This is a genomic window from Paenibacillus medicaginis, assembly GCF_042138635.1.
Classification (GTDB): Bacteria; Bacillota; Bacilli; order Paenibacillales; family Paenibacillaceae; genus Paenibacillus; species Paenibacillus medicaginis.
Map to the genome: position 1 here is coordinate 90,665 of NZ_JBHIRY010000022.1, position 14,108 is coordinate 104,772.

Sequence of the window (14,108 nt, forward strand, 5' to 3'; positions counted from 1 at the left end):
GTAACGTGGAAACGCAAATTACGTGAAGTTGTCATACAGTGTGTGAAGAATTATAACATATCTGAATTTATTTATTGAGCTTCAAGCAACTTCTTGGTAGAATTTCAAGTATCTAAAGTGAATAAAAATGGGGGTTTTAACATTGAAAAAGGTCTACTTGTCAGCATTGCTGACGTTGGTCATCGTGCTGCTTGCCGCTTGCGGGGCTCCGCCTGCCAAAGATCCCGCTCCGGAAGCATCCGGGAGCTCTGAAGCGCCTGCGGCAAACGGTGTGGTGAAATTTGCGACAGACGCTTCCTATGCGCCTATGGAATTCATGGATTTGGACAAAGTAACCGGTTTTGACATTGACTTTGTCGATGCGGTGATGAAGGAAGCCGGGATGGAGTATGAAGTTAACAATATCGGCTGGGACACCATGCTGGAGAGCGTGAAGCAAGGGACTGAATATCAGGCTGGCATTTCCTCCGTATCCATTACGGATGAACGCAAGGAAACTTATGATTTCTCCCTGCCTTATTTTGAATCCACCAATATGATTTTGGTTAAAGAGGGCAGTGACATCAAAAGTGCGCTTGACCTGAAGGACAAAACGGTTGCCGTTCAGAACGGAACCACCGCCGACATTCTGATGTCCGAGATTATGGGACAGAACAGTGCGAGCCTGAAGAAGTTTGACAGCAACGCGCTGGCGCTGCAGGAAATGGCGAACGGGGGCGTTGATGCCGTCGTTGCCGATATTGCCATAGTGCGCGAATATATCAAAAACAACCCGGACAGCAAGCTGACAGGTATTACGGATCCTGAAAATTTCGATTCCGAGTACTACGGTATTGCATATCCGAAGAACAGCGAGCTCAAGGCGAAGCTTGATCCTGCGATTCAAGCCATCGTTGATAACGGAACATACGCGGAAATTTATAAAAAGTGGTTTGGCGAAGAACCGGACCTGACAAATCTGAAAGCCGAGATGACGAAGCAGTAATGCCTGTGAGTTCACCCGTCTCCATAAGGCGGGTGAGCCCTGTAAAGAAAGCATGCGCATGGAGAACCCGTCGCATGCTTTCTTTACATCAAGGCGGAAGTTGAACACTTTTGGATTAGGGAAAGGAAGACCGTGATGGATTTCAGGTTTGATATTATTGCATATTACTTGCCCCTGCTGTTAAAAGGAACGCTCGTGACCATTGGCATTTCTCTGGCTGCAATTCTGCTGGGGGCGATTCTCGGGCTTGCAGTCGGGTTTGGCAGAATGTCCAGGCATGCCTGGATTCGATATCCGGCGGCCGGATATATCAACTTTTTCCGGGGCACGCCGTTGCTGGTGCAGGTTTTGATGGTTCACTTCGGGTTAATCCCGTTTTTAATCGGCCGCACTGATCCTATTATTGCCGCTATTCTGGCACTCACGCTGAACTCCGCAGCTTATACGGCGGAAATCTACAGAGCAGGCATCCAGTCCATCGAAAAAGGACAGACCGAAGCGGCATTATCGCTCGGCATGACACGCCTTCAGGCGATGAGGCATATCGTGCTTCCTCAGGCCATCAAACGCATGATCCCGGCATTCGGCAATGAATTTATTGTACTTATCAAAGATTCATCCCTCGTAGCTTTTATTGCTGCTCCAGAGCTGATGTATTACAGCAACAACATGAGAGGGCAGTATTTGCGGGTATGGGAGCCATATTTGACGGCATCATTTATCTATCTGATTTTGACATATTCGCTCAGCAAGCTGCTGCAGTATTGGGAAAGGAGAATGAAATAATATGGAATCGGTCATTCAGATCCGAGGCTTGGGAAAAGCCTACGGCGCTCATGTCGTTCTGAAGGATATCAGCACGGAGATCAGCCGCAGCGAGGTGGTGGTCGTGATCGGCCCGTCCGGTTCCGGCAAGTCAACCTTTTTGCGCTGTCTGAACCTTTTGGAAGAGCCCAATCAGGGGGACATCCTGTTTGAAGGCAAATCGCTGATGGACAAGACTACGAAAATCACGGAAATTCGTGCGGAAATGGGCATGGTCTTCCAGTCCTTCAACCTGTTCCCGCATATGAAGGTTATCGACAATATTATGATTGCCCCGATCCGGGTACGTGGATGGACGGCCGACAAGGCACGTGCCAAAGGCATGGAGCTGCTTGCCAAGGTTGGTCTGGCGGAAAAAGCGGATGCTTATCCGGCTTCCCTGTCCGGGGGACAGTCGCAGCGTGTGGCGATTGCCCGGGCTTTAGCTATGGAACCGAAGGTGATGCTGTTTGACGAACCGACTTCGGCGCTTGATCCCGAGATGGTAGGTGAAGTGCTGGGAGTCATGAAGGAGCTGGCCGCAGAAGGGATGACGATGGTCATTGTGACGCATGAAATGGGGTTCGCGCGTGAAGTGGGCGACAGGGTACTGTTTATGGAAGGCGGGGTTGTCGTCGAGGAAGGCCCTCCCAAACAGATTTTCGAACAACCCTCCCACGAGCGTACGAAGAGCTTTCTTTCCAAGGTCTTATGAAAAATATACTTGATTGATACAGGCGCCCCTTGAGGCGCCTTTTTGCGAATGAGAGGAATAACTATGCGTCAAATTTACCCCTTCGAGGTCTGGAAAACGGCAACCGATTCGTTGAGGTTTTCAGCCAGTTGCGCCAGGGTTTGGCTTGTTGCGGCTGTTTCCTGTGAAGCAGCGGCCACTTGCTCGCTTGCCGACGCAATCGTTTCGACCGAGAACATCACCTCGGAAGCCTGCGCGGCCTGCTCTTCACAAGCGGCGGCAATTTCATTGACCTTCAGGGAAGATTGATTGACCATCTCCATAATATGTCGGAAAACATCTTCTGTATGATTGGACTGTGAAACGGTCTCGTTAACAAGGCCGGCGCTTTTTTTCGTATTCTGCTGCATCGTTTTAATGATGTCGCTAATTTCTTTGGTGGCGAGGCTGCTGCGCTCTGCCAGCTTGCGTACCTCGTTTGCAACAACGGCAAAGCCTTTGCCCTGGTCACCGGCCCTTGCTGCTTCAATGGCGGCATTTAAGGCGAGCAGATTCGTTTGTGCGGCAATATCGTCGATCACTTCAATGATATCCCCGATTTTAACGGAGTTTTCCTCGAGATCATGCATGGTTTTGTTAACCTCTTGCATACCTGCCATAGATTTATGCACAGCATGTTCTCCTTGCTGCGCGGTGGCGACAGTGGAATTCGACAGTTCGGCGGCTTCTTCCGCACTTTTGGCCACAGAGTTGATGGCCTGGCTGAATTCCTTGAACAGTTCTGTGATGGAGGCTGCCGATTCGGCCTGGTTCGAACTGCTGCTGGCGATTTCTTCGCTGCTGGCGGCAATTTGCTGGGAGGAAGCCCCGACATTTTGCGCAGAGTTGGTTATGCTGCCAATCAGCACGTTATAGCTTTCAATCATCCGGTTCAGGGACTGGGAGAGCAGTCCCACTTCGTCTTTGGTCTGAAAAGGCGACTTGCTTGTCAGATCCCCTTGGGATACCCTCTCCAGCAGACTTACCATGTGGCCCAGCGGCCGGGAAATCGAACGGGATACCAGATAACCGAGCAGAATGCTGAGCAAAATGGATCCTGCAATCAGTATGATGCTAAGCACCAAGGCGGATTGGTAGGCCTGGTCTGATTGGTTTTTAGTATCTTGTGCGTAGCTCACATTAATTTCGATAAGCTTTTGCAGGGCACTGATCACCTGATCGCCTGAAACTTTCAGAGTTCCGTCCTTAAATTCGTTGAATCTAGCTGTATCTCCGTTCGTAGCAAGTAATTTGGCCTGCTCGAGATACTTTATGTATTCTGCCATAAGCTGATCGAGTTGAGCAAGCAACTCCTTTTCTTCCGGAGTAAACGAAACCGAACGGTAGGCGTCAACTCTATCATTGAATGTCTGAAGCGTTTTGTCGAGATTGGCAGATAACTCCTGCTTTTCGGTCTGGGTCGGAGCGGTGCTGATATCACGGACAATAACGCGAATACTCTGAAACGAACCGTCGGCGGCTGAAAGATTTCGTACTGAAATCAAATTGTTATTATACATCTCCGTCATATTGCTGTTCATGTTGTTAAGGCTGCTGACGGAATACACTCCGTAAGCACCTAGAATCAAACAAACCAATAAAAAGGTTGTAATAATTTTTGTAGCAGTCTTTAAATTCTTATACCAATTCATTAGGCATTTCTCCCCTTTTTGTTTGCAAAAATGTGGTGATTTTGCAGATCATATGATGTTTTTCGACAAAATCAGGAGAGAAATGAAGAGTATAACTCCATAATTTTACATTATTACGAAAAATATTTGCGCTGCAGTGTAATTTTCTTTAACTCAACTTTCGTAGCAAGAAATCGGCAAACAGGCCCTGATATAACGGGGTAAAACGGAGATCTGCTGCTGGGATTGACGCTGAATCAAAGCAGACTGCTTTTTTCTAGCTTTCTTGCAAGAAGGGGATTCGCCCCTCTCAGAGTCTAGTAGCCAGAGTGAGATGGGTGTCTATAGGGCGTGGTGTGTGGTGTTCGTTGCCTGATGCCTAATGCCTTTCCATACAGCTTTGCACGATTATCCCTTTTGATCAGAATGCGGGGGTTGAGGGTGGGGGCCCAGGGGAAGGAATAAAGAGAAACGAGAGAAAAAAGATAAGAAAAAAGAGGCAGCTCAAATGGGATGTTTGGCTTTGGAACGGGAACGTATGTTTGGTATAATGGAACAAAGAACTTGTGTTCGTGGATTATGGATTGCATCTGCAGGCGTACCTCAACGAGTACACTGGCCGCCGCCGACTGCGCCTGTCCGGAGCGGAAGGAACGATGTGGCAGAAGTTATTGTACATCGGTGTGGCGATTCCGGCGATTACCTACCGTCGGCTGATCGCACGCCAAACGGTTCAGCCTCTTGCGGCTGCGGCTGCAGCCTGATCGCAGTGCTTGAACGAGGAAAGGTGAGCATGAGGTGCGTGGCTTGAACGGTGTGGGTCAGCATGAACGGGGACATCGGAAAAATTCAGGTTCAAACGGCAACGAGGACCAGGACCTTTTTATCTTTTCGGTGCCTTGCTCCGCTCCTTCCTTCTCTCTCGGTCGGTTTCACATCACCTTAACGCTCTGCTTTCTCCGAAGAACGTCTCATGACCTCGACCGATCCGATCTGCTTCTCCATAAGGTACAATCCAAAAAATAATAGACCCATTTGATGGTCTTGAATAGCGTAACAGCAGGCATTTTTGTGCCTCATTTGATCCGTTATTTACTTTAACGTGCCTAAAGTATATTTTCGGTTCCCGGTTTTCTGTTTTTCTTGACCTGATCCAACGGGATAATCGTGCAAAGCTCCTGAAAAGGGAGTATCACATGTCTTGCCACGATCGGCTGGATTCGAATTCCTCAGAACCCAGTAGCTACAAAGGTTGATAAGAGAAAGCGGAGGGATGTGAAATTGTTCATAGTGTTGTCACTTCACAGAGGATCATTGTATTCAATATAATTGAATCATAGGACAACAGGTCCAACTGGTTTGCCAAATATAAATGAAGAAGGAGAAACCCACATGAGCAAAGCGACCAAGGACGAGCAGTATGTCCCAACCAGCAGGCGCAATTTTGCCGGGCTGATTGTTACGGTTTCCATCGTGGCGAATATTATTATTCTGCTGCTGTTCTTCTCGCCGATCGGATATCAGGGGGAGGTTCATTTCGATTTGAGCCTGCTGCCGAGAATGAATGCGATATTCAACAGCTTTACCTTTGTTTTTCTGCTGGGAGCTTTGTTTGCGATACTTAGAAAAAATGTAAAGGTGCATAAAGCGCTCGTTTTGGCGGCATTCGCCTCCACACTGCTGTTTTTGGTCACTTACCTGACCTTTCACTACATTTCGCCGGAAACCGCGAAGTTTGGTGGAGAAGGGATTGTACGCCCGATTTACTTTTTCATCCTGATTACGCATAGTGTGCTGGCTGCGGTTATTGTACCGCTTGCACTGTTCTCCGTCGTGTGGGGATGGACCATGCAGGTGCAGAAGCATCGCAAAATTGCGCGCTGGACAATGCCGATCTGGCTGTACGTCAGCTTCACCGGGGTGCTGGTGTATCTCTTTATGGCTCCCTATTATTAAGGGGGCGTACCCGGAAAATGCCTGAACACAAAAGAGGTTGCCCAAGCGGGTAGCCTCTTTTTGATTGCTTTGCCGTGGGACAACCATAAGAAAAATCCGCCTGGTACGCCGTCGTCTTGTATATGTGATGTATAATTTAAGAACGAACTCTACAAGCCGGAGAGAAGAAACGGGCAGTGGACATTCTGCCGCATAATAAGGAGGAGCATCATATGGGGATGAATCGGAACTGGGACGGAATGCCGGAAGGAATGCGAAATTGAGGCTGCAGGAAATCCGGCTGACCCAATGGGGGCGTTTTTTTCTGACATGTGCGGTCTCACTGCTTGGAGGCTCCCTGTTTACCATCCTGCATACCCCGATACCCTGGCTGCTTGGGCCGATGACGGCGGCGCTGATCGGAGCTAAGGTGTTCAAGCTGCCCTTGTGGTGGTCTCCTGCGGTAAGGGATACAGGAATCGGAATCATCGGGTATGCTATCGGACTGACTCTGACGGTGGATACGCTTGTACAGACGGCCTATCAGCTGCCGTCCATGCTGCTGATGACGGTTGTGCTGCTCTTATTTTGCGTGCTGGTCGCCTACTTGTTCTACAAGCTGACAGATGTTGATTTTCCGACCTTGATGACAGGCAGCATTCCTGGCGGGCTGACGCAAATGGTGGTGCTGGCGGACGAGGTTAAGGGCATCGATGTAACGATTGTTGCTTTTATGCAGGTTACGCGACTCATTATGATTACGTTTTGCGTGCCGTTTTTGTTGTTCAGCCCTGTGTATGGCTGGAAGCCGTTCACCATGTCAGCCCGGCTACAGCTTTTCTTAGCATGGCACCCGGAGGTATGGACCAGATGGGCATTATGGCGCATGAAGTGGGGGCTGATCTGCTGTTTGTGTCTGGCTACCAGCTTTTTCGGGTATTGTTTATTTACTTTGTTGTGGCTGGTGCCCTGAAATTCGGATTCAATGGTACTCTCGCCGTCAGGCGGGAAAAGCGACGGCTAAAGCCAAATGAAGCGAGCTTTATAAAGTATACTGTGCTTATTATAGGTGTCTCTCGCGGGGCACTTTTTTTACTAAATCAAAGAAAATGATTCTTTTTGTAAAATATGATGTTATAATTTTGGGCATAAGAGGTTTTTTAACCATTTTATTACCTGTACAATTTGTGATCCAAAATTCAAGTTGAGGGGGTTGCGCTGTGCCAAAGAAACACCGAGGCCTGCTGTTAACGTTTTGCTGTATCCTGCTGCTGTCCATTATGGCCGTCGGCTGCGGTGGAGGAGGACAATCCGGGCCGCCGGAAGATGCGGGGAATGAAGACATTACGCTAGAGTTTTGGACGATTGCGCTCCAACCGACCTTTAACGATTACTTCAATGCTCTAATCGCTGAGTATCAGAAGAGTCATCCGAATGTCAAAATTGAATGGAAGGATTACCCTTATGATGCCATAACCGACAAGCTGTTGACCAGCATTGCCAGCGGCAGCAGCCCTGATGTGGTTAATCTTAACACAGAGTTCGCCAGCCAAATGGGCTCCAAAGGGGCTGTTGTCGATATGAACGAATATTTGAACGATGAGCAGAAGGGTGCTTATTTTGAAGGCATATTCAATTCCACGGTCATCGATGGCCAAGCGTATGCTCTTCCGTGGTACACAGGTACCGAAGTGCTGTTTATCAATACCAAAATCGCCAAGGAAGCTGGCCTGGACCCCTCCAATCCTCCGACGACCCGGGAAGAGCTGGCGGAATGGGGGCGCCAGGTGAAAGCCAAGACGGGCAAGGCCGGCTACGCCCAGCAGCTCGTATCCAAGCTGTTCCCGATCGAGGGGATTTCGATTCTGACAGAGGATAAAACGGCAGCTGCCTTTAATACGCCTGAAGCGGTGACCATGATCAATAATATGAAGAAGCTGATGGATGAAGGGGTAATTATTAAGGAGGATGCTAATTTCACCAAACAGATTCAGTATTATTCCGGGGAGCAGACCGCATTCCAGCTGGGCGGGCCGACATTCATCAATTTCATCAAAACAGCGGCTCCTGATGTATACAAAAATACGATTGCAGTCCCGCTTCCAACAGGCCAGGGTGACCTGCGTCTTTCCAATTCGATGGATCTGGTGGTGCCTGTAAAGTCGAAGCATCCGAAAGAGGCGGTGGAATTTGCGGCATTTGTGACCAATGCTGAGAATCAGACGTCCTTCTCCAAGGCAGCCAATACACTTCCGTCTACCAAGGCATCCACACAGGATCCGTTCTTCAGCGAGACTGACGGTTCACTTGAAGCCCAGGCGAAGGTTGTATCGGCACAGAGTCTTGCTAAGGCCACGGACTACATGGTGGGTGTGCCGAATGCGCAGGACGTGAACTCGGCCATCGCGCGTAGCCTGCAAAATATTTTGCTGAACGGTCAGGATGCACAGAAGACGCTGGGTCAGGTCGCGCAGGAAGTGAACGGGATTTTGCAGCAGTAGGAGTCTATGATATCCGCCAAGCGGGAGGTGAACCGTTATGCATAAATGGCTGCGCACCGAGTCCTTTGCGGCCTGGGCGTTTATGGCGCCAGGTCTGATCCTTTTGGCTGTGTTTGTATTTTGGCCGATTATTTACGGGATTCCGCTGTCACTGACGAATTATTCGGTTATTTCGCAGACGGAATATGTCGGGCTGGATAATTTCCGCAAAGCTTTTGCAGACCGTAATTTCTTGATCTCGTTGTGGAACTCGCTCGTGTATGTCCTGATCGTTCCGTTTATTCAGGTGTTCTCCATCCTCATGGCTGTGCTTGTGAACAATACTCGTATTCCCGGCATCAAAGTTTTCAGGACAGCTTATTATATCCCTGTGGTGACATCGATGGTGGCTGTGGCGCTGATCTGGAGCTGGCTGCTCGGCAACAATGGGGTTGTGAATTATTTGCTCATTCGTGCGGGAATCATCAGCGAGCAAGTTTACTGGCTGTCCAACAGCTCCACGGCGCTGTATGTCATGATGTTCATCACGATGTGGAAGGGCCTTGGCTATTATATGATGCTCTATCTGGCGGGCTTGCAGAATATCCCGGCTGATTTGTATGAAGCGGCCAGGGTGGACGGAGCCAGCAGATGGCGGCTGATCCTGGCGATTACGATTCCGCTGCTCAGACCTTACATTCTGTTCTGCACCTTGATCTCGTTAATGTCTGCTTTGCGGGTATTTGATGAGGTGTATATCCTGACCAATGGAAATGGAGGGCCTGGCACCTCCACCTTAACGTCGAGCCTGTATATTTTTCAAAAAGGAATGCAGCAGTTCGAGTTCGGCTATGCTTCGGCGCTCGGCCTGATCGTCAGTGTGATTCTTGGCATTTTGAGCGTCATTGTGTTCCGGCTGAACAGGAAGGGTGGTGTCAATCCCTACTGATGGATACTACGAACCCGAAATTTCGTCCCCGTGAGCCGTCTTATTCCAGAACTGTTGATAAGAAGAGGCGTCAGGTCAGAAAAACCTTTTATATGCTCCTCATGTATGCCCTTCTGATCCTGCTCGCCTTGTTCATGACCGGGCCTTTTCTATGGCTGTTGAGTGTATCGCTGATGCCGGGACGCAACGTGTTTTCCACTCCACCGGCCATTTTTCCGACCTTTATCGATTTCGCTAATTACGCGCAGGTATGGCAGTTCATGAATTTTCCGCAGTATGTATATAACACTGTCGTCATTACTGTCCTTGGGGTCGCCTTAAATATCATTTTGGCCTGCATGACGGGCTATCCGTTGGCAGTATTCCGCTTCCGGGGCAGGAATCTTGTTTTTGGCCTGCTTATTGCCACCATGATTATTCCGGCCTCGACGGCCATCATTGTCCATTATCTGACCATTCAGGCATTACATCTCGGCAATTCTTATTTGGGCGTGGTTCTTCCGTCTGCTGTGTCTGTCTTTAATATTTTTCTGATGCGGCAAACCTTTTTGAATATTCCTGTGGATGTAAGAGATTCGGGGAAAATGGACGGGGCTTCCGAATTCCGCATCTGGTGGCAGCTTGTGCTGCCGCTTGTCAAACCGGCCATCGCCGTCATTGTGCTGCTGGAGGTGATGGGCTACTGGAACAGCTTTATATGGCCGATCGTGATTTTGGATGATCCTGAGCTGTACCCGCTCGCGGCTGCCCTGACCTATCTGAACGGCCAATTTGCCTATAATTTCGGCTGGATTGCTGCCGGTACGATCATTTCGGTGCTGCCGATTATTCTCGTGTTTCTTTTTACCCAGAAGTATTATATGGAAGGTTTGGCAGGAGCGGTTAAGGGTTAAATGTTAAGGGCGCATGTTAAATCGCAGAGAGGAGGGTGGATCAGGAGTGGGAAGCGTAAAGGTGGAGAACGGTAAGCGCATTCTATTCATGCCGCTGGATGAGCGGCCCTGCAATTATGAGTTTCCTTATTTGCTGGCTAAGGGTACGGATTATATGCCCGAGCGTCCTCCGCTGGATATGATGGGCCGCAAGAAAACACCAGGCGACACCGATCGTTTGTGGGCCTGGCTGGAGCAGGCCGCAGAAGGTGCGCACGGAGCTGTGCTGGCCCTGGATACGCTGCTGTACGGAGGCATTGTTCCTTCCCGGCTGCATGGGATGAATGAAGAGCAAGTGCTTGAACGCCTGACCAGGCTGCGCGGCTTGAAGGCGGATCATCCTGGGCTCAGGATTTATGCTTTCCAGCTCATAATGCGGTGTCCGCAGTATTCATCGGCCGAAGAAGAGCCGGATTATTATGAAGACTGGGGCCGGGAAATTTTCCGCAAAGGCTTCATCAGCCACCGCAAGGAGCTCGGACTTGCAGCAGATGATGAACTGGCCGAGCTGGAGGATATTGATCGTAGGCTTCCTCCTGACGTGCTGGACGATTATCTGGGACGACGGGCAATCAATGCGGCGATAAACCGGGCGGCTCTGGAGCTCGTCGCAGAAGGGGGCATCGAATTTTTAATTATACCGCAGGATGACTCGGCTCCTTACGGATATACCGCCAGGGATCAAGAGGAGATCAGGGGGCGGATTGCTGAGCTGGGGCTGGAGCTTCGCGCATATATGTATCCGGGTGCGGATGAAGTGGGATGTACGCTGTTTGCCAGAATGGTAAATACGGATACAGGCCGGATACCCCTGATCTATCCGCGGCTGTCATCGCTGCAGGGAGCTTTTGTTACCCCATTGTATGAGGATCGTTATTTTTATGAGTCCCTGAAGTATCAGGTGTTGGCTTCGGGCGGGCTGATTGTGCCGTCTGCTGCCGAAGCGGATATGGTGCTGCTTGTGAACATGCCGGGGGACACCATGTCTGAGGCGGCTGTGCAGAGGCAACCCATGGCTGGATATGATGTCCTCAGAAATATTGCCGAGCTTGCCGAATTTGGGGGATACATGCTCTTCCACGAGGGTAAGCCGGTGGCTGTTGCGGATGTCGGATATGCGAACGGAGGGGACCTGAAGCTGATTCGGCTGCTGCGCCAGAAAAACATGCTGTTCTCCCTGGCAGGTTATGCCGGCTGGAATACCAGCTCGAACACGCTGGGGACTGTCCTCGCGCAATCCATGCTGTTTCTTCATTACGGGCGTACTGCCGGCCATTTGAACTTCCTGGCGCTGCGTTATGCGGAGGATGTCTGCTACTGCTCACTCGTTCGCACGGAGATGAACAACGGAGTGGTTGAGTCGATGGGGCTGAGTAAATTCATGCTGGATGGGCAGCGCGGTCAAGCCGCAGCTCTGATCCGGACCAAATTGAGTCAGGCAATTGAGGAACGGATTAACGGAGAGGGTGGCAGAGTGGAGATTACGGACTGTTTTATGCCCTGGAACCGTACCTTTGAAGTTGGGCTGGCGGTTAGCTATCATCCTTAAGGAGTTGTTAGGGGCTATGGAACAACGGTTGTATGAAGCGGATATGGTTATCGTCGGAGGCAGTCTCGGTGGAACCGCAGCTGCTCTTGCAGCAGCCAAAGCAGGTATGAAGGTGGTCATGACGGAGGAGACGGACTGGATCGGCGGACAGCTCACATCTCAGGCGGTTCCGCCTGATGAGCACCGCTGGATTGAAAGCTTTGGCTGCACAGCTTCTTACCGGGAATTTCGAAACCGGGTGCGTGATTATTACCGTGTAAATTATCCCTTAACCGAGGAAGCGCGCCAAAATCCGGTGCTCAACCCGGGCAACGGTTGGGTCAGCCGTCTTTGCCATGAGCCGATAATAGCCTTGCAAGTGCTTGAAGAGATGCTGTCTCCTTATATACATTCGGGCAGGTTAAAGGTTCTCTATCATACCAAGATACATAGAGCAGAAATTTGCGGAGATATGGTTACTTCTGTAATTGTTCGCAACCGGAAAGGGGATGACATCCTCCTCCGGGGGGCTTACTACCTTGATGCCACGGATTGCGGGGATCTGCTGCCGCTGGCCGGAGCAGAATTTGTAACCGGAGCCGAGTCTGCTGCCGATACGGGAGAGCCGCATGCTATGAAGGAAGCCAATCCGCTTGATATGCAGTCCATTACTCATGTTGCTGCAGTGGAATATGTCGAGGGCGGTAATTTTGTGATCGACCGACCGGATGACTATTCTTTTTGGAAAAGCTATAAGCCCGACTTTTCACCATTTCCTATCTTGAGCTGGCATGCTTCTGATGCGAATGATATGACCAAAATGAAAAAGTTCACCATGTTTCCGAATGCTCATGGCATCGTGTCGTTGTGGGATTATCGGCGGATTGTGGACCCTTCACAGCTGAGCAGACCGCTTTATGAAGGAGAGATCACTTTATTAAACTGGCCGCAAAATGATTATTATCTGGGTCCCGTTATAGGAGTGTCTCCGGAAGAAAAGGCCCACCATTTGCGGAGTGCGCGATCCCTGACTTTGGCGCTTATTTATTGGCTTCAAACCGAGGCGCCACGAATGGATGGCGGTACAGGTTATCCTGGAATCAGATTGTGGGGCGAGGCGCTTGGCACGAAGCATGGTTTGGCTAAAACGCCTTACATCCGCGAGTCACGTCGGATCAAAGCACTGTACACTATTACGGAGCATGATGTTAGCAAGGAGCTGCGTGGGAATGCAGGCATCAAAAGATATAAGGACAGTGTTGGTGTAGGCAGCTACCATCTGGATCTTCACCCGACGACGGTAACGCAGCGTTCTTTTTATATCCCAACTTATCCTTATGAGATTCCGCTCGGTTCACTGATCCCGGTTAGAATTAAAAATCTGCTCCCTGCCTGCAAAAATATCGGTATGACGCAAATTGCCAACGGATGCTACAGGCTTCACCCGACGGAATGGAATATCGGGGAGTCGGCAGCTTTATTGGCGGCCTATGCAATACGCAGCAATCAATACCCGTATGAGATCAAAGGGTCCTCCGAGCATCTATACCGATATCAAAAACTGCTGCAAGAGCATGGAGTAGAACTGCACTGGCCTGACGGCCTGGAAGGTGTTTAAGGCCAGTGGAATTATAGAAGAGATTCGGGGCTCCACAATTTTCAATAAATTAATTTATAAAAAAGCTTGATTAAGATAAACTTACTGTGATATATTATTACGGCTGACATTGAAACAGCGGTTGGCGAAAATGAAATGCAGAATGATTCGATTAATTTTCTCAAAAAAACTTCTTGCAATTCACTGGCTGACATGTTATGATCTTATAGCTGTCACAAAACGACAGGCTACGAAGTTTGATCTTTGAAAACTGAACAACGAGTGAGTAGGTTTTACATCGTAAAACCGATCCGCAAAGCCATTTGGTTCGTGTCTCTGACAGAATAAATGGCGGAGCGAAATCGAGATATTAAATCTCGTCAGATTCAAATGAGCTTAATCGCTTTTGCAATATACTCACTGAATTTGATTCACTCAGTTGAGTGGAACCCAAATCCGGTGAGGTCGATGTTACTGCGTAACATCTTTATTGGAGAGTTTGATCCTGGCTCAGGACGAACGCTGGCGGCGTGC

The 14,108-nt window shown here is 49.6% G+C and carries 12 protein-coding genes and 1 pseudogene; 12 read left to right on the forward strand and 1 reads right to left on the reverse strand.

Translation table 11 applies throughout. From position 1 onward, the window contains the following. The first annotated feature begins 127 nt into the window (after positions 1-127). From ACE5LO_RS19775 to ACE5LO_RS19785, 3 genes are all read left to right on the forward strand, one after another. Complete coding sequence (locus tag ACE5LO_RS19775; RefSeq protein WP_375521724.1) at positions 128-985, forward strand: basic amino acid ABC transporter substrate-binding protein; 858 nt, start codon at positions 128-130, stop codon at positions 983-985. 135 nt (positions 986-1,120) lie between these two features. After that, positions 1,121-1,771, forward strand: coding sequence for an amino acid ABC transporter permease (locus ACE5LO_RS19780; RefSeq protein WP_375357331.1), 651 nt, complete (start codon positions 1,121-1,123; stop codon positions 1,769-1,771). Position 1,772: 1 nt separating this feature from the next. Beyond that, positions 1,773-2,504, forward strand: a complete 732-nt coding sequence (locus ACE5LO_RS19785) for an amino acid ABC transporter ATP-binding protein (RefSeq protein WP_375521725.1) — start codon at positions 1,773-1,775, stop codon at positions 2,502-2,504. A 74-nt stretch (positions 2,505-2,578) separates the two neighbouring features. On the opposite strand, the gene ACE5LO_RS19790 is transcribed toward ACE5LO_RS19785, so the two are convergent. Then, positions 2,579-4,174, reverse strand: coding sequence for a methyl-accepting chemotaxis protein (locus tag ACE5LO_RS19790; RefSeq protein ID WP_375521726.1), 1,596 nt, complete (start codon positions 4,172-4,174; stop codon positions 2,579-2,581). 551 nt (positions 4,175-4,725) lie between these two features. On the opposite strand from ACE5LO_RS19790, the gene ACE5LO_RS19795 reads away from it, so the two are divergent. The 9 genes and pseudogenes from ACE5LO_RS19795 (at position 4,726) to ACE5LO_RS19835 (ending at position 13,595) form a co-directional block, all read left to right on the forward strand. Next, complete coding sequence (locus ACE5LO_RS19795) at positions 4,726-4,917, forward strand: hypothetical protein (RefSeq protein WP_375521727.1); 192 nt, start codon at positions 4,726-4,728, stop codon at positions 4,915-4,917. Between the two features lie 628 nt (positions 4,918-5,545). Then, positions 5,546-6,109 (forward strand): DUF420 domain-containing protein, encoded by a 564-nt coding sequence (locus ACE5LO_RS19800; RefSeq protein WP_375521728.1) that lies wholly within the window; start codon positions 5,546-5,548, stop codon positions 6,107-6,109. Between the two features lie 259 nt (positions 6,110-6,368). Next, positions 6,369-6,820, forward strand: a pseudogene (locus ACE5LO_RS19805) (AbrB family transcriptional regulator); the annotation flags it as partial. Positions 6,821-6,934: 114 nt separating this feature from the next. Then, the gene (locus ACE5LO_RS19810; protein ID WP_375521729.1) at positions 6,935-7,201 is read left to right on the forward strand and encodes an AbrB family transcriptional regulator; all 267 of its coding nucleotides are present in this window, start codon (positions 6,935-6,937) and stop codon (positions 7,199-7,201) included. Positions 7,202-7,308: 107 nt separating this feature from the next. Then, positions 7,309-8,589: an ABC transporter substrate-binding protein gene (locus ACE5LO_RS19815; protein ID WP_375521730.1), complete on the forward strand. Its 1,281-nt coding sequence runs from the start codon at positions 7,309-7,311 to the stop codon at positions 8,587-8,589. Between the two features lie 37 nt (positions 8,590-8,626). Beyond that, a complete protein-coding gene (locus ACE5LO_RS19820; protein ID WP_375521731.1) occupies positions 8,627-9,517 on the forward strand; it encodes a carbohydrate ABC transporter permease in 891 nt (296 codons plus the stop codon). 92 nt (positions 9,518-9,609) lie between these two features. Further along, positions 9,610-10,410 (forward strand): carbohydrate ABC transporter permease, encoded by an 801-nt coding sequence (locus tag ACE5LO_RS19825; RefSeq protein WP_375521736.1) that lies wholly within the window; start codon positions 9,610-9,612, stop codon positions 10,408-10,410. Positions 10,411-10,498: 88 nt separating this feature from the next. Continuing rightward, complete coding sequence (locus tag ACE5LO_RS19830) at positions 10,499-11,998, forward strand: DUF4127 family protein (protein ID WP_375521737.1); 1,500 nt, start codon at positions 10,499-10,501, stop codon at positions 11,996-11,998. Positions 11,999-12,014: 16 nt separating this feature from the next. Beyond that, positions 12,015-13,595, forward strand: a complete 1,581-nt coding sequence (locus tag ACE5LO_RS19835) for an FAD-dependent oxidoreductase (RefSeq protein ID WP_375521732.1) — start codon at positions 12,015-12,017, stop codon at positions 13,593-13,595. The last annotated feature ends 513 nt before the right edge of the window (positions 13,596-14,108 follow it).